The 20,586-nt window shown below is 56.5% G+C and carries 19 protein-coding genes; 11 read left to right on the forward strand and 8 right to left on the reverse strand.

Annotated elements, in window-relative coordinates:
- Nucleotide 1: 1 nt before the first annotated feature.
- The 4 genes from N7V53_RS03375 to mntR form a co-directional block, all read right to left on the reverse strand.
- A complete protein-coding gene (locus N7V53_RS03375; RefSeq protein WP_279792088.1) occupies nt 2-1,573 on the reverse strand; it encodes a DHA2 family efflux MFS transporter permease subunit in 1,572 nt (523 codons plus the stop codon).
- Complete coding sequence (locus tag N7V53_RS03380) at nt 1,570-2,679, reverse strand: HlyD family secretion protein (protein WP_076769595.1); 1,110 nt, start codon at nt 2,677-2,679, stop codon at nt 1,570-1,572. The genes N7V53_RS03375 and N7V53_RS03380 overlap by 4 nt, the downstream gene beginning before the upstream one ends.
- Before the next feature lie 101 nt (nt 2,680-2,780).
- Entirely contained in the window at nt 2,781-3,890 is a 1,110-nt protein-coding gene (locus tag N7V53_RS03385) for an anion transporter (protein ID WP_279792090.1), read from the reverse strand.
- The gene (mntR, locus tag N7V53_RS03390; protein ID WP_187801874.1) at nt 3,887-4,357 is read right to left on the reverse strand and encodes a manganese-binding transcriptional regulator MntR; all 471 of its coding nucleotides are present in this window, start codon (nt 4,355-4,357) and stop codon (nt 3,887-3,889) included. Before mntR ends, N7V53_RS03385 begins: the two co-directional genes overlap by 4 nt.
- Nucleotides 4,358-4,543: 186 nt before the next feature.
- Here mntR and mntS point away from each other — a divergent pair, with 186 nt between their 5' ends.
- Both mntS and N7V53_RS03400 read left to right on the forward strand, forming a co-directional pair.
- Entirely contained in the window at nt 4,544-4,675 is a 132-nt protein-coding gene (gene mntS, locus N7V53_RS03395) for a manganase accumulation protein MntS (RefSeq protein WP_023481863.1), read from the forward strand.
- 277 nt (nt 4,676-4,952) lie between these two features.
- A complete protein-coding gene (locus N7V53_RS03400) occupies nt 4,953-6,542 on the forward strand; it encodes a phosphoethanolamine transferase (protein WP_279792097.1) in 1,590 nt (529 codons plus the stop codon).
- Between the two features lie 68 nt (nt 6,543-6,610).
- On the opposite strand, the gene ompX is transcribed toward N7V53_RS03400, so the two are convergent.
- A complete protein-coding gene (ompX, locus tag N7V53_RS03405; protein WP_023481426.1) occupies nt 6,611-7,126 on the reverse strand; it encodes an outer membrane protein OmpX in 516 nt (171 codons plus the stop codon).
- A gap of 358 nt (nt 7,127-7,484) precedes the next feature.
- Between ompX and rhtA the strand changes: the two genes are divergently transcribed.
- From rhtA to ybiO, 6 genes are all read left to right on the forward strand, one after another.
- Nucleotides 7,485-8,375, forward strand: coding sequence for a threonine/homoserine exporter RhtA (gene rhtA, locus N7V53_RS03410; RefSeq protein WP_279792099.1), 891 nt, complete (start codon nt 7,485-7,487; stop codon nt 8,373-8,375).
- Nucleotides 8,376-8,669: 294 nt separating this feature from the next.
- Entirely contained in the window at nt 8,670-9,173 is a 504-nt protein-coding gene (dps, locus tag N7V53_RS03415; RefSeq protein ID WP_023481476.1) for a DNA starvation/stationary phase protection protein Dps, read from the forward strand.
- 368 nt (nt 9,174-9,541) lie between these two features.
- Complete coding sequence (gene glnH / locus N7V53_RS03420; protein ID WP_094420411.1) at nt 9,542-10,288, forward strand: glutamine ABC transporter substrate-binding protein GlnH; 747 nt, start codon at nt 9,542-9,544, stop codon at nt 10,286-10,288.
- 86 nt (nt 10,289-10,374) lie between these two features.
- On the forward strand, nt 10,375-11,034 hold the full coding sequence (gene glnP, locus N7V53_RS03425) for a glutamine ABC transporter permease GlnP (RefSeq protein WP_023481646.1): 660 nt from the start codon (nt 10,375-10,377) through the stop codon (nt 11,032-11,034).
- Nucleotides 11,031-11,753, forward strand: a complete 723-nt coding sequence (gene glnQ / locus N7V53_RS03430; protein WP_023481528.1) for a glutamine ABC transporter ATP-binding protein GlnQ — start codon at nt 11,031-11,033, stop codon at nt 11,751-11,753. The genes glnP and glnQ overlap by 4 nt, the downstream gene beginning before the upstream one ends.
- Before the next feature lie 115 nt (nt 11,754-11,868).
- The gene (ybiO, locus tag N7V53_RS03435; protein ID WP_279792101.1) at nt 11,869-14,106 is read left to right on the forward strand and encodes a mechanosensitive channel protein; all 2,238 of its coding nucleotides are present in this window, start codon (nt 11,869-11,871) and stop codon (nt 14,104-14,106) included.
- On the opposite strand, the gene rlmF is transcribed toward ybiO, so the two are convergent.
- On the reverse strand, nt 14,096-15,031 hold the full coding sequence (rlmF, locus tag N7V53_RS03440) for a 23S rRNA (adenine(1618)-N(6))-methyltransferase RlmF (protein WP_139568131.1): 936 nt from the start codon (nt 15,029-15,031) through the stop codon (nt 14,096-14,098). The two genes, ybiO and rlmF, sit on opposite strands and share 11 nt — an antisense overlap.
- A gap of 94 nt (nt 15,032-15,125) precedes the next feature.
- Here rlmF and N7V53_RS03445 point away from each other — a divergent pair, with 94 nt between their 5' ends.
- The 3 genes from N7V53_RS03445 to ybiJ all read left to right on the forward strand — a co-directional run bounded on the left by N7V53_RS03445 (nt 15,126) and on the right by ybiJ (nt 17,250).
- Nucleotides 15,126-15,740: a flavin reductase family protein gene (locus N7V53_RS03445; RefSeq protein ID WP_054804079.1), complete on the forward strand. Its 615-nt coding sequence runs from the start codon at nt 15,126-15,128 to the stop codon at nt 15,738-15,740.
- A gap of 697 nt (nt 15,741-16,437) precedes the next feature.
- Nucleotides 16,438-16,704, forward strand: coding sequence for a DksA/TraR family C4-type zinc finger protein (locus N7V53_RS03450; protein ID WP_279792105.1), 267 nt, complete (start codon nt 16,438-16,440; stop codon nt 16,702-16,704).
- Nucleotides 16,705-16,989: 285 nt separating this feature from the next.
- A complete protein-coding gene (gene ybiJ, locus N7V53_RS03455) occupies nt 16,990-17,250 on the forward strand; it encodes a DUF1471 family protein YbiJ (RefSeq protein ID WP_279792107.1) in 261 nt (86 codons plus the stop codon).
- A 108-nt stretch (nt 17,251-17,358) separates the two neighbouring features.
- On the opposite strand, the gene ybiB is transcribed toward ybiJ, so the two are convergent.
- Together ybiB and dinG are read right to left on the reverse strand one after the other, a co-directional pair.
- A complete protein-coding gene (gene ybiB / locus N7V53_RS03460) occupies nt 17,359-18,327 on the reverse strand; it encodes a DNA-binding protein YbiB (RefSeq protein WP_279792109.1) in 969 nt (322 codons plus the stop codon).
- A 25-nt stretch (nt 18,328-18,352) separates the two neighbouring features.
- Nucleotides 18,353-20,494: an ATP-dependent DNA helicase DinG gene (dinG, locus tag N7V53_RS03465; RefSeq protein ID WP_279792111.1), complete on the reverse strand. Its 2,142-nt coding sequence runs from the start codon at nt 20,492-20,494 to the stop codon at nt 18,353-18,355.
- Between the last annotated feature and the right edge of the window lie 92 nt (nt 20,495-20,586).

Raw genomic sequence — 20,586 nt, forward strand, 5'->3', positions numbered from 1 at the left:
ATTAATGTGCTCCTGCGCTGCCTTCGCTCTTGATCGGCGAAAGCAATAGACAAAATGGGATCAACAGAACCGCCACCACACTCAGGATGGTAAAGACATCGATGTAGGCCAGAATGCGCGACTGGGCGACCATCGCTTTGTACATCTGTCCGGTGGCGTTAGAGAAGGGATCGCCCGCCAGGCTGGTAAAGTTGCGCACCGCTTCCGCCATCGAGCGCAGCGCCAGCTGGAACTGCTCATTAAACGGTGAAGTGTGTTCGGAGAGGTGCGACATATGCGCCTGTGAACGCTCGGTGATCGCCGCCGTTGAGAGCGAAATGCCGATCGATCCCGCCACGTTACGAAACATGGTAAACAGCGCCGCCGCATCAGCATTGAGTTGCCGCGGAATAGTGATAAAGGCGATGGTGGTGAGCGGCACAAACAGGAAGCCCAGCCCGATCGACTGCGCGCTGCGGAACAACACCAGCGTTTCAAAATCAACATCCGGCGTCAGCGAGCGTGTCCACCAGAAGGAGGCCGCCAGGCAGAAGAAGCCGAAGGCGATGATCCAGCGCGTCTGCACCACCGGCATCAGCTTCAACACCAGCGGAATGGTTAACACAATCAATATGGCCCCCGGCGAGAGCACCAGCCCTGACCAGGTAGCGGTGTAACCAAGATCCTGCTGCGCCAGCTGCGGGATCACCACCGAGCTGCCATAGAGAATCATCGCCATCCCGGCCATCAGCAGGCTGGAGACGGTAAAGTTTTTATCGGCCATGCAGCGCAAATCCACCACCGGCTTTTTGGCGTACATCAGCCAGTAGATCGCGCCGACAATCCCTACCGCCGTCAGCACCGCAAAGATGCGGGTGAAGTCGGAGTTAAACCAATCCTCATCTTCGCCGCGATCGAGCATCACCTGCAGGCAGCCAAGCCCGAGGGCGATCAGGCCAATGCCCGGCCAGTCGATGGAGAGTTTCTGTTTTGATTTACGCTCCCACGGCGGATCTTCCAGCAGTTGGTAGATCGCCAGCACCGTAACGATGCCCACCGGGATATTGATAAAGAAGACCCAGCGCCAGGAGTAGTTATCGGTGATCCAGCCGCCGAGCGTCGGGCCGAGCACCGGGGCGACGATAATGGCGATGGAGGAGAGACCAAAAGCTTTGCCGCGATCTTCCGGTTTGAAGTAGTCCAGCAGCACCGATTGCTGCGTCGGTTGCAGGCCCCCGCCGAAGAAGCCCTGCAAAATACGAAACAGAATGATCTCCCACAGCTCAGTGGCGATACCGCACAAAAACGAGCAGACGGTAAACATCACAATGCAGATAAGGAAAAACTGTTTGCGGCCAAAGGTACGGCTAAGAAATGCGGAGATGGGCAGCACAATACCGTTCGCCACCAGGTAGCTGGTCAGCACCCAGGTGGATTCGTCATAACTGGCGGAGAGTGACCCGGCGACGTGCGGCAGCGCCACGTTAACGATGGTGGTGTCGAGGATCTCCATAAACACCGCGAGGGTGACGACCCACGCCACCGCCCACGGGTTACTGGCCGGACGCCAGTTTTCATGACTGTGGTCGGTCATTCCAGCGTAACCTTCGGTTCAACAGAGAGGCCAAGCGGTAACGGTTTGTTCGGGTCCAGCCCCTTATCGATAACGATCTTCACCGGCACGCGCTGAACGATCTTCACAAAGTTACCGGTGGCGTTTTCCGACGGGAAGGCGGCGAACTTCGAGCCGCTCCCCTGCTGGATACTGTCGACATGCCCTTCCAGCTCCAGATCCGGCCACGCATCGACGGTGACCGTCACTTTATTACCCGGACGCATCCGCTCCAGCTGCGACTCTTTAAAGTTGGCCGTCACCCACACCTCCTGGGAGACCAGCGAAAAGAGCGCGCTTCCGGCCTGCACCAGCGTGCCGGTTTGCACGTTACGTTTGGTGACATAGCCATCAAACGGCGCGCGGACGTTAGTCCATGAGAGGTTGAGGTTAGCGGTTTCCAGCTGCGCTTTCGCCTGCGCCACCTGCTGCTCGCGCGCCTCGACGTTAGTCTCCTGCTGACGGATCTGCAACTGCACCTGCTCGGCCACTTCCAGCTGCGCCTGCGCGCTGGCAAGCTGCGCCTGGGCACTGCGCAACTGCGCATTGGCGGTATCAATGTTTTGTTGGGTGGTCGCGCGGGGATCGACACCGCGTTGACGTTTGTAAGCGGCTTCGGCGTTGGCCAGATCGGCCTTCGCTTTCAGTACCTGCGCGCGGGCTTCATCCCGCTGCGCCGGGTACTGCACTTTGGAGAGCGCGAGCTGCGCCTGCGCCTGGTGAAGCTGCGCGGTCGCCAGCCCAAGCTGGGCCTGCGCCTGATCGCGCTGGGCGGTAGCATCGCGCGGATCGATCACCACCAGCAGATCGCCCTTTTTCACCCGCTGGTTATCTTTCACCCGCAGATCGGTGACGTAGCCCGCCACTTTCGGCGCAATGGTCACCGCATCGCCGTCGGTGAAGGCGTCATCGGTGGTCTCCTGGTTGCGGGTTAATAACCACCACACCAGCGCCACAACAACCATCACTACGACGACAATGCCGAGAATAATCAGCGGCTTCTTTCCGGGGCGTTTGCGGGGTTTGTCGTCTTGCTGCTCTTTTTCGTCGTCCTGAACGTCGTCAGGTTGGGTTCTCTTTTCTGCCATAATCTCGCAACGTTCCTGTCAGGTAACGGCGCCGAGGGTGCGCCGTTTACTAAACTTAGGCGGTTGCTATACATTTGCCAGGATAAACTGACAAATCAGCACTATATGACTAAGAGTAATCCGTATCCCACCAGCGCAGCCCACACCAGCAGCGGCATGGAGTAGAGATGGAAGCGCCACCAGATGCGACGATTATTCGCCATACGCAGGGCGATAAGGTTCGCCAGCGATCCCGGTAGCAGGCCAAAACCACCGACGTTAACCGCCCAGGCGAGCAGCGTATCGGGCGGCACATAGTTGAGCAGCAAAATGGTCGCTGGCACATTGCTGATAAATTGCGACAGGCCAATCGCGGTCAGCCATAGGCCCGGCTGTGAGAGCTGGCCGGTGCTGGCAAGGGTCGCGTGCAGCGCGGGCAGCTGGGTCAGCAGATGGACGTCGATAAACATGGCGATAAAGACCAGCAGCAATGTCCAGTCGACGCTGAACACCACCCGGCGCGCCAGGAAGAGAAAACCGACGGCGATAATCGCCAGCCCCCACAACTCCTTCTTCAGCTCAAGCGCGGTGATAAAGACCAGGTAGAAGCCGAGGCAGCTCCAGACCAGCTTCGGTTTCCACTCGCTTGAGCTCTGCCCGCTATGGTAAGTCAGCGCTTTGCCAGAGAAACAGAACCAGCACAGCACCAGCAAAGTGACCATCATGGCCAGCGCCAGCGGTGCCATCTGCCAGATAAAGGCCGGGAAAGAGAGCCCTGAACGGCCCCAAATCAGGATGTTCTGCGGGTTGCCGATGGGCGTTAAAAGCGATCCGGCGTTGACCGCCAGCGCTTCGAAGATGATCAGCCGGTTAACCGGGATTTCGCACAGCTTCTTTAGCGTGATGGTCAGCGGCACGACAATAAAGAGCGCCACATCGTTAGTGAGAAAGGTAGAGAGCACCGCCGCCGCCAGCACGAGGAAAATCGCCAGCTGACGTTCATGCTGAAAACGGCGCACCATGCGTCGGCCAATCACATCAAAATAGCCGCTCAGTTCCACCCCTTTGGTCAGCAGCATTAACCCACTGAGGGTAATAATGGTGTGCCAGTCGATGGCGCCGGGCCACTTCTTTGGCGCAAAGGGCACAAAGAAGCATAAGGCGACGCCGATTAACAGTAACAGGTGAAGAAAGCGGTCACGCGCCAGGGCGCGAATAAAAGGGAGGTTCATTCAGATGGCGTCTCGTGTTGCTGCGTGAAACGACGGAAACATTCAAGGGTCTCTTCGCTGACGTGGTGCTCCATCCCTTCCGCATCGCGCCGGGCGATATCCGGGCTGACGCCTAACACCAGCAGGAAACTCTCAACGATTTGATGACGCTCGCGGCTCTCCTGTGCCAGCTTCTCCCCTTCGGCTGTGAGAAAGACGCCGCGCCACGGGATCTGCTCAATAAGACCGACCGAGGCGAGCCTTTTTAACATTTTTGCCACCGTGGGCTGCGACACGCCGAGGCGCGCGGCCATATCCACCTGGCGGGCTTCCCCCACTTCGCGGATCAGATCGGAGATGAGTTCAACATAGTCATCAATCAGCTCGCGGCGGTGCGCTTCGCGGACCTGGCGGAAGCCTTCGACATGCTCTTCGACATTAACCAGCGTCACTTTTTTTATTGTTTGCTTACCTGCGCGACGGTTCATAGTGCTTCCCCTGACGGTGAGACGCTGTGCAGCATCATATAAGAGAGGCGCATTGTAAACCATCCGTGAATCAGTACAAAAAATTAACGTATTAGCCGTAGCTATGTAATATAGCCTGTGCTATATCTGTATGTAATGCGTTCACCTTTCATGGATCGAAGGGGTCCTAATCATCAGGAGGTGACAATGAATGAGTTCAAGAGGTGTATGCGCGTGTTTAGCCACTCTCCCTTTAAAGTCCGTTTAATGCTGCTCAATATGTTGTGCGATATCGTCAACGGTAAGCCGCAGCAGAACGAAGATAAACCTACCCACTGATGCGGCGTCGCGGTACGCCGCTTCATATTTCTGTCATCTTATCGCTTCATACTGACCTGTTTTCCCCAAAATCCGCGTATTTTTGCTGGATTTGCAATCACTCTCGCAAAACAATCTCTTAGCTGCTGTTGACCTGGAACCCGCCGCGCTTTATCTTTGCGCAGCCCTGCACTCAATGCGCACCGCAGACGCGGATCCCCTCCCCCTCTCAGCGCGCTGTCCGGCAGGTTTTGACCCTTACGCCAGGGTGAGCACATGGCGTTTCACGAAATCATCTATGAGCGTAATCCTTAAAGAGTCCGTTGCCCTGCGCGGTCAGTCGATCAATCCGTGGATTGGTTTCTATTTCCTGCAGTCACTATTAATTAACTTTGCCCTTGGCTACGAATTCAGCGTGCTGTATGCGGTGGTCTCCACCTGCGCACTCTGCGTGCTGTGGCGTCATGCGCCGCGCGCGCAAAAAATCTTTCTGACCATTACCACGCTGGTCGCCGCCAGCTACTTTCCGTTTGGCCAGGCTTATGGCGCGCCCAACTTCAACACCCTGCTGGCGCTGCGTTCCACCAATTTCGAAGAGTCGTCGGAAATTCTCACCATCTTCCCGTGGTATCACTACGTTATTAGCGTTGGCATCCTCGCGCTGGGCGTGATTGCGCTGCGCCGCCGAGTGTTGGTGCCTTCGACGCCGTGGCTGAAGTGGGACACGCTGGGCGTGCTGTTTTGCGTCGCCTCCTACTTTATCGGCCCGGTGCAGAACCATTTTCGCGGCTTTGAGTTCCGCCTGATCGACACCGGCGTGCCGGTGCTGCGCTTTGTGCGCGATGTCGCCTACAACTACCACGAAGTGAAGGTAGAAGAGGAGAACATGGCGCAGCTCTCCGGGATGAAAGATACCTGGACGGTCACCGCAGTAAATCCGAAATATCATGTCTATGTGGTGGTGATTGGCGAGAGCGCGCGCCGCGATGCGCTGGGCGCTTTTGGTGGGCACTGGAACAATACGCCGTTTGCCAGCCAGGTGAATGGCGATCTCTTTACCGACTATATTGCCGCCAGCGGATCGACACAGAAGTCACTTGGTTTGACCTTAAACCGCGTGGTCAACGACAAGCCACAGTATCAGGATAACTTTGTCACGCTGGCGAGCCGCGCCGGTTTCCAGACCTGGTGGTTCTCAAACCAGGGGCAGATTGGCGAATATGACACCGCCATCGCCAGCATCGCCAAGCGCGCCGATGAAGTGCAGTTCCTGAAACGGGGCGACTTTGAAGCGGATAAAAACACCCGCGATGAGGATCTGTTAAAGCTCACCAACCAGGTGCTGAGCGTGCGGCGTAATCAACCGCAGCTGATTGTGCTGCATCTGATGGGGTCGCATCCGCAGGCGTGCGATCGCACCGGCGGCAAGTACAACGAGTTTGTGCAGTCGAAAGAGACCTCCTGCTACCTCTACTCCATCACCCAGACGGACGATCTGCTGGGCAAGATCTACTCCCAGCTGCGCAACAGCGGCGAAAGATTCTCAATGGTCTACTTCTCCGATCATGGTCTGGCGTTCAAAGAGCGCGGCAAAGAGGTGCAGTACCTGGCGCATGATGACCACTTTCAGCAGAACTTCCAGGTGCCGTTTATGGTGGTCTCAAGCGATGCGACCAAACACCGTCTGATTAAAGCGCGCCGCTCCGCCAACGACTTTTTGAGCTTCTTCTCGCAGTGGACCGGCATTACCGCCACGCAGATCAAAAATTCGTACCCCTTTATCTCGGGGAAAAAAGCGGGGCCCGTCTACGTGACCAACTTTAAGTTACAGAAAGTGGACTATAACCATCTCGGCACGGATCTGTTCGACACGCGCAGCACCCGTTAACGGTCTATGCTTTTTGCAGGCAAAAAAAATCCGCCCCTTGAGGCGGATTTTTATTATCGCAAAAGCGATTAGAAGCGGTAACCAACACCGGCAATCCAGGTGCCAACGTCAACGCTACGGATACGGCTCTGCTCGTAGGAGAAGTCCAGAGCAACGTTTTCCATCGGGTTGAACTGCAGACCAGCACCGTAAGAAACGCCGTAGTCGCTGGTATCAGAAACTTTAGCAACGTCAGCAGTCTGCTGGAATTTACCGTAACCAACACCCACTACGCCGTAGATGCTCGCCCAGTCATTGATGCGGAAAGCCGGACCAGCAGTGATGCCGTAGTACTGAGCTTTGTTATAAACGCCTTCACCGGTAGTACGATCTTTTTCGGTGTAGGTGAAGGAACCGATAACGCCCAGCGGGTTGTTATCCTGCTCGTAACGGTATTTCAGGTTGAAACCGTTGGTTTTGTTAGCAATACCCTGAGCGTCGCTCTGAGCATAACCGCCGGAAACAGTAGAAGTTGATGCTACTGCGGAACCTGCAGAAACCGCCAGAAGAGCGGCCAGTGCTGAAAGACATGCAATTTTTTTCATAATCCACCTCAAATGTGCTTCAAGAAATCCTGGGTACTACGCATTTAAATATATCAAAAATTATAAGGAAACTCTTTGAGAGAAATAGAGTCTAAAGCGTTCTTTCATGTAACAGAAAGTTTCCGCTTCTTAACAACTCATTCATTAAAAAGCACTTTTCTCAAGAGTCGGACTATTATGGTACCTGTTCTGGAATTCGTTCATCCAGATTATTCTTAAATAAACAGGCCAATAATCGACCGCCCGATGGTCATTATACGGATTTTTTCAGCCTTTTTTACAACCAACCATCAACCGTCTGAATACTATTTCAAGTAGACTGACGGCTCTGCCTCATTTGACACTTAACGGAGAAGGGATGCCTGTTTTGCCGCGTAAACTGCCGGTGTGGGTACCGGTTATCATACTGCTTATCGCTATGACCTCGATTCAGGGAGGGGCGTCGCTGGCGAAATCGCTCTTTCCTTTGGTTGGCGCGCCCGGCGTCACCGCGCTGCGTCTTGCCCTCGGCACGCTTATCCTGGTTATCGTCTTTAAACCATGGCGTTTGCGCTTTACCCGTGAACAGCGATTGCCGCTGCTCTTTTATGGCCTGTCGCTCGGCGCGATGAACTACATGTTCTATCTGGCGATCCAGACCGTGCCGCTCGGCGTGGCCGTTGCGCTGGAGTTCACCGGTCCGCTGGCTGTTGCCCTCTTTTCCTCCCGCCGCGCAGTCGATTTTATCTGGGTGATCCTCGCAGTGCTGGGGCTGTGGTATCTGCTGCCGCTGGGCCAGGATGTTACGCACGTCGATTTAACCGGCGCGGCGTTTGCGCTCGGTGCGGGGGCTTGCTGGGCTATCTATATTATTAGCGGGCAACGCGCGGGCGAGGATCATGGCCCGGCGACGGTTGCGCTGGGCTCGCTGATTGCCGCCATCGTCTTTGTCCCCCTTGGCGCGTTCCAGGCGGGCGACGTGTTGTGGCACTGGTCGATTTTACCGCTCGGCATTGCGGTGGCGATTCTGTCGACTGCATTGCCCTACTCCCTTGAGATGATCGCCCTCACCCGTTTGCCGACGCGCACCTTCGGCACGCTGATGAGCATGGAACCAGCGCTGGCTGCCGTTTCGGGGATGATCTTCCTCGGCGAGACGCTTGCGCTCCAGCAGGTGCTGGCTTTGATGGCGATTGTGATTGCCTCGATGGGGTCGACATTAACCCTGCGCCGCGAGACCACAATAAAAGAAGTGGATATTGGTAAATAATAATTATTCAGCATGAGATTTCGCTCATGCTGAATATTCATTCAGACCTTTGACATTATTTTTTACGCTTTAAGTAAATTCTTTATTAATTAGAATTATTCTTAGTTATCCGCTGTCTCTTTATTAGATTTATCTTACATTTCATTCGATTAGTTGCGCATTTTCGAAATCGTGACCTATATTTAAATCACGCTATCGAACTGATAGGCATAGCCAAAACCGACTACGGTTAATCTGGTGCTATACTTAGTTCCGGTAATTACCTGGGACACAAACATCAAGAGGATATGGATTATGAGTACCGCTAAACTGGTAAAAACGAAAGCGTCTAATCTGCTTTATACCCGTAACGATGTATCGGACAGCGACAAACAAGCGACCATTGAGCTGCTGAATCGCCAGGTGATCCACTTCACTGACCTGTCTCTGATCACCAAGCAGGCCCACTGGAACATGCGCGGCGCGAACTTTATCGGCGTGCACGAAATGCTGGATCAGTTCCGTACTTCGCTGGTAACGCACCTTGATACCATGGCAGAGCGCGCGGTTCAGCTGGGCGGTGTTGCACTGGGTACCACTCAGGTGATCAACAGCAAAACGGCACTGAAAAGCTACCCGCTGGACATTCACAGCGTGCAGGATCACCTGAAAGAGCTGGCCGATCGTTACGCAGTTGTCGCGAACGACCTGCGTAAAGCCATCACCGAAGCGAAAGATGAAGATACCGCAGATATCTTTACCGCCGCTTCCCGCGATCTCGATCAGTACCTGTGGTTTATCGAAGCTAACATCGAATAAGCCAGATCTTTTCGTTATCGCTCTGACCCCTGCGCCTCCGGTGCGGGGGTTTGCACTTTTATGGTGCAACACTTCTCCCCCCTTCCCGCCAGAAAGTTACCGCTTCGTAATTATCTCATCACAAAATTGTTAATAAGTGATTGTTTCTCGCCCACGTTGTGCGCTAAATAGCAGCACAGCCGACAATCTCGCGCGAGCGCACCAAAAGAGTGACTCAAAATGGTGCATTGCGGTGTCATTGCTACACTTATTGTGCAACCGGTTAAAGCTTCGCCTTTACAAAACAATAGGTTGTAAACCTGGCATGATTTTTTCATACTGCGTTCATTCTCGCAGGGGCTCGCTCCCCCGATACAAAAGGAAACACTATGAAGTCTGTATTGAAATTCTCCCTGGCCGCACTCGCTCTCGCCTTTGCTGTTTCTTCTCAGGCTGCTGATAAAAAACTGGTTGTGGCTACCGATACTGCATTCGTTCCTTTCGAATTCAAAAAAGGCAATGAGTACGTTGGTTTCGACATCGACCTGTGGGCTGCCGTTGCGAAAGAGCTGAAGCTGGATTATGAACTGAAGCCGATGGACTTCAGCGGCATCATCCCTGCCCTGCAAACCAAAAACGTTGATGTCGCACTGGCGGGCATCACCATTACTGAAGAGCGTAAAAAAGCGATCGAGTTCTCCGACGGCTACTACAAAAGCGGCCTGCTGGTGATGGTGAAAGCCGACAACAACGACGTTAAAAGCGCGAAAGATCTCAACGGTAAAGTGATCGCGGTTAAGAGCGGCACCGGCTCCGTGGATTACGCGAAAGCGAACATCAAAACTAAAGATCTGCGCCAGTTCCCGAACATCGATAATGCCTACATGGAACTGGGTACCGGCCGCGCTGACGCGGTTCTGCACGATACGCCGAACATCCTCTACTTCATCAAAACCGCCGGCAACGGTCGTTTTAAAGCGGTAGGCGACTCTCTGGAAGCGCAGCAGTACGGTATCGCCTTCCCGAAAGGCAGCGACGATCTGCGTGAGAAAGTGAACGGCGCGCTGAAAACCCTGCGTGAGAACGGTACGTACAACGAAATCTACAAAAAATGGTTCGGTTCCGAGCCTAAATAATTATTAAAAAGTAACAGGTTAAACGTCGGGGGCGGCTTTCGTCCCCGCGCTATTTGTCTCTTCTACGGTATACAGGAATTAATCACATGCAGTTTGACTGGAGCGCCATCTGGCCCGCCATTCCGCTTCTACTGGACGGGGCCAAAATGACCTTGTGGATCTCGATCCTCGGTCTGGCTGGCGGTATCGTTATCGGCCTGATGGCTGGTTTAGCCCGTACCTACGGCGGGTGGATCTCAAACCACGTCGCCCTCGTGTTTATTGAAATTGTCCGCGGCACGCCGATTGTCGTGCAGGTGATGTACATCTACTTCGCCCTGCCGATGGCGCTGCCGGATCTGCGCATCGACACCTTCACCGCCGCGGTGGTGACGATCATGATCAACTCCGGCGCCTATATTGCCGAGATCACCCGTGGTTCGGTGCTGTCGATCCATAAAGGCTTTAGCGAAGCGGGCATGGCGCTTGGTCTGTCGCGCCGCGAAACCATTCGCCACGTCATTATGCCGCTGGCGCTGCGCCGCATGCTGCCGCCGCTTGGCAACCAGCTGATCATCAGCATCAAAGATACCTCGCTGTTTATTGTTATCGGCGCGGCTGAACTGACCCGCCAGGGCCAGGAGATCATCGCCGGGAACTTCCGCGCGCTGGAGATCTGGACCGCCGTCGGGGTTATCTATCTCATCATTACCCAGGCACTGAACATCGTGCTTCGCCGTCTTGAAAAAAGGATGAAAATCCTGTGATTGAATTTAAAAACGTTTCCAAGCACTTCGGTAAAACCCAGGTGCTGCATGATATCGACCTCAACATTACTCAGGGCGAAGTGGTGGTGATTATCGGGCCGTCCGGCTCCGGTAAATCGACCCTGCTGCGCTGCATCAACAAGCTGGAAGAGATCACCAAAGGCGATCTGATTGTTGATGGCCTGAAGGTCAACGATCCGAAAGTGGATGAGCGCCTGATCCGCCAGGAAGCGGGCATGGTGTTCCAGCAGTTTTACCTCTTCCCGCACCTGACGGCGCTGGAGAACGTGATGTTTGGCCCGCTGCGCGTGCGCGGCACCAACAAAGCGGAAGCGGAAAAACAGGCGAAAGCACTGCTGGCGAAAGTGGGTCTCGCTGAGCGCGCCCATCACTACCCATCCGAGCTCTCCGGTGGCCAGCAGCAGCGTGTGGCAATTGCCCGCGCGCTGGCGGTCAAACCGAAGATGATGCTGTTTGATGAGCCAACCTCGGCGCTCGATCCGGAATTGCGTCACGAAGTGCTGAAAGTGATGCAGGATCTGGCCGAAGAGGGAATGACGATGGTGATCGTGACCCACGAAATCGGCTTTGCCGAAAAAGTGGCTTCGCGTCTGATTTTCATTGATAAGGGCCGCATTGCCGAAGATGGCAACCCGCAGCAGCTGATTGAGAATCCGCCCAGCCAGCGTTTGCAGGAGTTCCTGCAGCACGTCTCCTGATAGCCAACCCCTCCACCCGGAGGGGTTTTTCTTTTGCGGATTGTGCGCAATTTCCTCTCGCCCTCCCCCGGCACCTATACTTATCCCTTTGCGGGATTTTCTCACCGGAGGAGCTATGCCGTGGATTTTGTTACTGATTAGCCTGCTATGCGCGCCGCTTCAGGCCGCGACGATACCCGGCGTTACCGCCGCAACCACTACACCCACCTCAGCGCAAACCAGCGAACCCGATGTTGAACAGAAAAAAGCCGCTTATGGCGCGCTGGCGGATGTGCTGGAGAATGACGAATCACGCAAAGAGCTGATCGACCAGCTGCGTAAAGTCGCCACGACACCGCCGCAGGAGCCGCTGCCGGTCATCTCGCCGCCCGCCATTGAAGAGCAGAAAACGGTGCTGGAGAAGGTTACTGAAGTGGCGGATTACTATGGCGAGGCGCTGGCGACCCGTTTTGCCCAGCTGTGGCGCAATATTACCGGCTCGCCGCACAAAGCCTTTAACCCGCAAACTTTCACCAATGCTGCCAGCCACTTCATGCTGCTCGCGGTGCTGGTCTTCGCCTTCTGGTGGACAGTGCGGTTCTGCGTCTCGCCGGTTTACCGCCGAATGGGCGCCTGGGGGCGGCATAAAAACCGCGACAGCAGCAACTGGCTACAGCTGCCGTCGATGATCGTCGGGGCTTTTATTATCGACATCATGCTGCTGGCGCTAACGCTGTTTGTCGGCCAGGTGCTGCGAGCCAACCTTACCGGCGGTAACAGCACCATCGCCTTTCAGCAGAGCCTGTTTCTTAACGCCTTCGCGCTGATTGAGTTTTTCAAAGCGATCCTGCGGCTTATCTTCTGCCCGCGCATTCCCGATCTGCGCCCGTTTCATATTCGTGATGAGACGGCGCGCTACTGGCACCTGCGCTTAAGCGCGCTCAGCAGCCTGATTGGCTATGGGCTACTGGTGGCGGTGCCGATTATCTCCAATCAGGTGAATATCCAGTTCGGCGCCCTCGCCAATGTGGTGATCATGCTCTGCATCACCCTCTGGGCGCTCTACCTTATTTTCCATAACAAGCGCGAGATCCAGCACAACCTGATCCTGCTGGCAGAGCGCTCGCTGGCCTTCTTCAGCCTCTTTATTCGCGCCTTTGCGCTGGTGTGGCACTGGCTCGCCAGCGCCTACTTCATCGTGCTCTTCTTCTTCTCACTCTTCGATCCGGGCAACAGCCTGAAGTTTATGATGGGCGCGTCGTTGAGCAGCCTGGCGATCCTCAGCGTCTCCGCGTTTATCTCCGGCGTGCTGTCGCGTTGGCTGGATAAGACCATCACCCTGTCGCCGCAGGTACAGCGCAACTATCCGGAGTTGCAAAAGCGGCTTAACGGCTGGTTATCCGCCTCGATGAAGACCGCCCGTTTCCTGGTGGTCTGCACCACCATTCTGCTGCTGTTAAGCGCGTGGGGGCTGTTCGATTTCTGGCACTGGCTCAATTATGGTGCCGGGGAGAAGGCAGTCGATATTCTGATCCGTATCGCGCTGATCCTCTTCTTCTCCGCCGTCGGCTGGACGTTGCTGGCGACGATTATTGAGAACCGGCTGACATCGGATATTCATGGTCGCCCGCTGCCCAGCGCACGCACGCGTACGTTGCTGACGCTGTTTCGCAACGCGCTGGCGGTGGTAATCAGCACAATTACGGTAATGATTGTGCTTTCAGAGATTGGAGTGAATATCGCGCCGTTGCTGGCGGGTGCCGGGGCGCTGGGGCTGGCGATCTCGTTCGGTTCGCAGACCCTGGTGAAGGATATTATCACCGGCATATTTATTCAGTTTGAAAATGGGATGAACACCGGCGATCTGGTGACCATCGGCCCGCTTACCGGCACGGTGGAACGCATGACCATTCGTTCCGTCGGCGTGCGTCAGGATACCGGCGCGTACCACATCATCCCGTGGTCATCGATTACCACCTTCGCCAACTTTGTGCGCGGGATTGGCTCAGTGGTGGCGAACTATGATGTTGATCGTCATGAGGATACAGACAAAGCCAATCAGGCGCTGAAGGATGCGGTGGCGGAACTGATGGAGCAGGAGGAGATCCGCGGTTTGATTATCGGCGAGCCGAACTTTGCCGGGCTGGTCGGGCTGACTAACACCGCCTTTACGCTGCGAGTCACCTTCACCACCCTGCCGCTAAAGCAGTGGACGGTGCGTTTCGCCCTCGACACGATGGTGAAAAAACATTTCGACCTCGCCCACGTGCGCCCGCCGGTGCAGACCTACCAGATGGTGTCAGCACCGGAAGCGATCGGGCAAGCGCAACCGGCGGCGAACCCCGGTACGCCGCCCGCACAACCTACCCTTTAAAGCGACTCTGCGCCCAGCGTTTACGCTGGGCCTCGTCGAGGAAGGTCCAGGCGATAAAGCGGCTCTGCTTCTGCCCCTGCGCCATCTCCTTTTTCACTACTTTTACCGCGCCGACCTGGGTCAGTGCGCGGTAGAGTTCCGGCAGGTTGTCACCGCGCGACACCAGCGAGGTGAACCACAACACCTGGCGGGCAAACTGCTTGCTCTCGGCAATCATCGTTTTGATAAAGGCGACTTCGCCACCTTCACACCACAGCTCCTGCTGCTGGCCGCCGAAGTTGGCCGCGTCCGTGACAGACTGGCCGAGGTTGCGCCGCTTGCGCTCGCTGTTTGCCTGCGCGCTCTGCGCCGAGTCATGGAAAGGTGGGTTACAGATAACGGCATCGTAGGACTCATTTTTATGAATGATACCGGTGAGGATCGCCGCCATATCTTTCTGGCGACGCAGGCGCACCGCGCGGGTCAGGCCAGGGTTGGCGGCAATGATCGCCTGTGCGCTGGCAAAGGCTTCGGCATTGACTTCACTGCCGGTAAAACGCCAGCCATATTGATGGGCACCAATCAGCGGATAGATGCAGTTCGCACCGGTGCCGATATCGAGCACGCTGGCCTGCGCCGGAATGGTACCGTTATCGCTTTCTGCCAGCAGATCGGCGAGATGGTGCAGATAGTCTGCGCGCCCCGGCACAGGCGGGCAGAGAAAGCCGTCCGGGATATCCCACTCGCGCACGCCGTAGAAATGCGCCAGCAGCGCCTTGTTCAGGGCTTTCACCGCCTGCGGATCGGCAAAGTTAACGGTCTCTTCCCCGTTCGGATTGCGCGTGATAAAGGCGCGCAGCGACGGGTTGACGGCGCACAGGGCGTCAAGGTCGTAGCGGCTGTGGTGGCGGTTACGCGGGTGCAGACCCGGCTTCTGGGCATTCATGGCATTCTCCTGTTAACAGCGGCGTAAGATACCCGTTGACGCCAGCCGGGTAAATAAGGGAGCCTGAAGAAACTTTTTGCCATCAGGAGACGCTATGTATTTTTATGAGCCCGCGAAAGGTCATGGCCTGCCGCACGACCCGCTGAATGCCATTGTCGGCCCGCGCCCTATCGGCTGGATCGCCTCGCTGGACGGGCAAGGCCGCCGCAACCTGGCGCCCTATAGCTTCTTCAACTGCTTTAACTACCGCCCGCCAATTATTGGTTTCGCCAGCAGCGGCTGGAAAGATAGCGTGCAGAATATCGTCGAGAGCAAGGAGTTCGTCTGGAATTTAACCACCCGCGATCTGGCGGTGCAGATGAATGAGACCTCCGCGTCGCTGGCGCACGGTGAAGATGAGTTTGCCCGCGCCGGGCTGACCCCGGCAGAGAGTCGCCTGGTGCGCGCCCCGCGCGTGGCGGAAAGCCCGGTTAACTTTGAGTGCCGCTTGTCGCAGTGCATTCAGCTCACCGCCGCCGACGGCAGCCCGATTGAGAGCTGGCTGGTGCTGGGGGAAGTGGTGGCGGTGCATATCGATGAGTCGCTGCTCGAAGAGGGCATTTACCAGACGGCGAAGGCGCAACCGGTGTTGCGTGCCGGAGGGCCGTCCGCTTATTACGGTATTAGCGAGGATCAGCGTTTCGATCTGGTTCGCCCGGATAATCGTTAATCAACGCCGCCAGGCTATTATCGACGGGCCTACAAAACGATTATTTCTGAAACGGCCTAGGCCGGATAAGCGCCAGCGCCATCCGGCATTATCTCCGCGGCACGATTGCCGGATGGCGGCTCCGCCTTATCCGGCCTACCAAAACGAGCCTACAGCGACACCTTTATCGTTTTTATCTCCGGTCTCACAGCGAGGGGTTGTGTCCCCGCTGAAATCGGCAAACCGAAGCGTGAATGACAAGGTCTGGACGCCATGGATGGCGGACAGAGGCGAACCGAGACATGGAGCGAGTCCCCGCAGGGGCGAGCAGGTCGAGTCGAGCCGGCCGCAGTCAGGCACGCGGGAGGTGAGCGCAGTGCGCAGCACCGATTTCCTCGCGGGGCCGCGGGGATTGACAAGGGGAGCGCGGCCGCTCCCCTTGTCCCGTTCACCGCATAAGAGATCAATGAAACTCCCGACGCATGGTGAACGGAATCATTCCACCAATCCCACAAAACCCCATTGCCGGATGGCGCGTAAACGCTTATCCGGCCTACGCCGTTCCAGCGGCTGCATTCCCGTAGGCCGGATAAGGCGTAGCCGCCATCCGGCAAGGGTGTCGCCGGGATATTGCCGGATGGCGCGTACCGCTTATCCGGCCTACAAAATTGCCCTGCCGCTATAGCGTCTATACTTAATAGCTATACAGGAGGAAATTATGGCTTCAGGTTGGGCAAACGACGATGCAGTACAGCAGCAGATCGACAGCACCATTGAGGATGCGGTCGCCCGTGCGCGCCGGGACATTCCGGGGGGTGAGAGCCTTAAAGAGTGCGAGGAGTGCGGTGAAACCATTCCGGAAGCGCGGCGAAAAGCGATTCCCGGCGTGCGGCTGTGCGTGAAATGCCAGCAGGAGAAAGATTTACATAACTCAACATATTCAGGATATAATCGCAGAGGATCGAAGGATAGCCAGTTACGCTGACTTTTCCTGACGCTTCCCTGCGGGATAAGCACTTACCTTTACCTTCATATTTTTCCGCTTCGCTTGTCGCAAAATGTGCCGCATATCTCCGAACAGAGATCGAGTGCGCCCACTTCTTGCTTTTTTATCTTTTTAACCTTTATTTTTCAAAAAGTTAACTATTATTCAATTTTTTAGAACAAGGCTTTCAATTCTCTTCGATTTTCTCGCTGATAAAAAACTGTGATACTTATCACATCGACGGAACATCGTCCCAAATTTAGTATAACCTGCGAGAGAAACCCTATGAACGCCATTAAATATGCTGTTGCTGCTGTCGCATTATCCACCCTCTCTTTCGGTGCTTTTGCGGCTCAATCTGTTAACCCTGCTCAGGCAGGCGAGCTGAACAAAATCGGTGTGGTCTCCGCCCATGGCGCAACCACGCTGGACGGCCTTGAAGCGCGCCTGGCAGAAAAAGCTCAGGCGGCAGGCGCTTCCGGCTACAGCATCCAGTCCACCAGCGGCAACAACAAGCTGAGCGGCACTGCGGTTATCTATAAGTAACCTGACCCGCGTTTTACCCCGGCATTTTAACCCTCTGCCGGATGCACCACCCTCATTGACCCTTATTGCCCTTTGCATGGCCCGTCCAGGATTGTGACGGGCTTTTTTTTATGCAAATGTCGCCGCGACCCGCGCCAGCCCCTCTTCCAGCGTTTCCACTTCACCGCTCGCCAGCAGGCAGCAGGCCAGCTGCACTTTTAATGACTCCGGTATTGCTTCGCGTCCGCTCAGGCAGTGCTCGATCCAGCGCGCGGTGCTGTCCGCATCTTTCGCCGCACCGCCTGAAGCAGGTTCCAGCGCCGCGTCACTGCGGGCAAAGAGCACGCGCTCGCCCGCGGGATCGATCAGGTTCATCTGCGGGCAGCGCTGCGGGTTGGCGTATACCTCCCCTTCGGTGCCCTGCATCAGCAGCCCGCGCCCGCCGATATCGGCAAAAAATTTCCCTACGCGGGTGAGGTACTCCGGGTGCGACACGCTGGAGAGGCGCAACGCCGCCTCTTCGGCAAACGGTGTCGCCAGCTTCGCCAGCGTGTGCGCGCTGTTTCGCACGCCCATACGCCAGCGTAAGCCCAGTTGATCCTCCAGCGGCGGGCAGAGGGCGCTTACAGGAATATAGACCGGTTGATGCCCCTCCAGCTTCGCCTGCGCCTGCCCGGCAAGCGTGGTGGCTTCAATGCCCAGCAGAGCGAAAATGGTTTCGCTGACGACGCGGGTCGGATCTTCGCTGACGCCGTGCACCACCACCGGAAAGCCCAGTTTGCTGAGCAGAATCGCCAGCAGCGGCGTCAGGTTCGCCTGCTTGCGCGCGCCGTTATAGCTCGGGATAACAATCGGCATCGGTTTCGCCACCGGCGGCGTCAGCTTCATTGTCCGATCCTGCATCGCCGCGTAGAAGCCGCGCATTTCGGCCTCGCCTTCCCCTTTAATGCGCAGCGCAATCAGGATCGCGCCCATCTCCAGTTCCGGTACCTCGCCGTTAAGCATCCTCGCGTAGAGGCTGCGGGCGGTGTCAATATCAAGGTCGCGGGCGTGATTTTTGCCCCGGCCAACCTCTTTAATGATGGTGCGGTAATCCATGGACTCTCCTTGCGTGCTCACATCGTTAACGGCGCTTGCGGCGCTTCTGTTCTGGTTTCTTCACTATAACGTCAGGCATCGGCGGTTGGGAAATTGGAAATATTGGCAGTGCATCAAGCAGGCGTTTCCCATAACTCTTGGTCAACAGCCGCTTATCGTAAATCACCACTTCACCGCGACACTCATGGCTGCGGATCAGGCGCCCGACCTGCTGAATCAGGTTAAACGAGGCGCTCGGCAGGCTCTGTACTTCGAAGGGATAACGCTTAAGGCTTTTCAGCCACTCCCCTTCGGTGATGACTACCGGGCTGTCGATGGGCGGGAAGGCAATCTTATGGATATGCACCTGGGTGAGGTAATCCCCCTTCAGATCCAGCCCTTCAGCAAAGGATTGCAGGCCAACCAGCACGCTGCGCTCGCCGCCATCGATGCGTTTTCGGTGCAGCTCCACCAGCCGGTAACGGGGCTGATCGCCCTGCACCAGCAGCAACAGACGCAGGTCGGGCACATACGTGAGGAAGAGCTGCATCGCGCGCTGGCTGGCGAAGAGCACCAGCATTCCGCGGTGCGCTTTGCTCTCCACCTGCTCACGGAACCAGGCCGCCATCTCGGCGATATGCTGCTCTTCGTTCTCCATCAGCGGCTCGTAGCGCATCTGCGGAATAATAATCTTGCCCTGCTCGACATGGTTGAACGGCGAGTCGAGGCTGACAAAGCGGTCGCCCGCTTTCTCTTTCAGCCCGCTCATCTCCTGCAAGCGGTTAAAGCTGTTGAGCGAGCGCAGGGTCGCCGAGGTGACGACAATATGCGGCACGCTGCGCCAGAGCAGCTTTTCCAGCTGATCGCTGACGCGAATACCGACGCAGTGAAATTGCAGGTGCAGTTGCCCGTCGCGCACGTCGCGCGTGACCCACTTTGAGACCGGTGCGCCGGAGGCCTGTGCCATCGACGCCAGCCGCCAGAGCTTGCTCTGGCTCTCGAACATCCCCAGCGCGCGGTTCATCTGCAAAATCACCCGGTGCAGACGCACAACGTCATGGCTGCCGGTTTTCTCGCTGAGATCGTTGAGAAACAGCTCCGCCAGCCCGCGCAGCATCTCGGTCAGCTTCGCCAGCCGCTGGCAGATCTCCATCACTTCATCCGGCAGTTCGCCCATCGTAAAGCGGTGTTCCGCCTCCTGACCGGCGGGGAGATAGAGATTGAGAATGGCGTTGAGTGAGGAGATCAGCTCAAACAGCTCTTCGCAGTGGGCGTTGAGCCGCTCGGGGATTGCCAGCGGCGGCAGGGTTTTCGGGCGAAACTGCTCAAGGCAGGTCGCCACCAGTTTGGTAAAAAGGTCGAGCTGTAGCTGATACCAGCCAGCGGTGATCTCCGCCGACATCTCCAGCGCATCACGGGCGACATCCGGCAGATGGTGGCCCTCATCGAGCACCAGCAGCAGGTTTTTCGGCTCCGGCAGCACCGCTTCGCTCTCCATTGCCGCCATCACCAGCGCGTGGTTGGCAACGACCACTTCCGCTTCCTGGATCTCCCGACGCGCCACAAAGAAGGGGCACTCGCGGTAGTAGTGGCAGTTGCGGTTCAGGCAGCCCGCTTTATCGGTGCTCAGGCGTCGCCAGAGATCGTCGCTGATGGCTTTATCGGTGTGATCGCGCAGGCCATCCCACTTGTAGCTGTCGAGATCGGCTTTCAGCGATGCGCAGCGCGTCTGCTCCTCTTTGTTGCCGGGCGTCAGTTCGTCATCAAGAAAGGCCAGCAGATCCTGCTGATTGGGATCGCTGCTGGCGAGCGCGGCGAGATTGCGCGGGCAGACATAGCGCCCGCGGCCAAAGGCGGCGGTAAAGCGTAAATCGGGAATAATTTTGCGCAGCAGCGGCAGATCTTTACTGAAAATCTGATCCTGTAGGGCGACGTTGGCGGTGCTGACCACCAGCGTTTTCTGCTCTTCACGGGCAATGGCAATGCCCGGAATAAGGTATGAGAGGGTTTTCCCGACCCCGGTCGGCGCTTCAATCGCCAGATGGCGGCCCTCATCGCCCGCCAGCGTTTTTGCCACGTCAGCAATCATCTGACGCTGCGGCGCGCGGGGAATAAAGTCCGGGATCTGTTGTTGCAACGCCTTATACCAGGCGGCAATTTGCGCTTTTAACGCGGCGGTAAGGGCCATTCGATAACCTGAAGTACTGTATAAACGGCCACTATTGTGGCACTTTTTCGCCCGCAGGGGCGAACGCTTTTTGCCGTTATGGAAGGCTGCTC

Source organism: Kosakonia sp. HypNH10 (assembly GCF_029850615.1).
In the GTDB taxonomy this organism is placed as follows: domain Bacteria; phylum Pseudomonadota; class Gammaproteobacteria; order Enterobacterales; family Enterobacteriaceae; genus Kosakonia; species Kosakonia cowanii.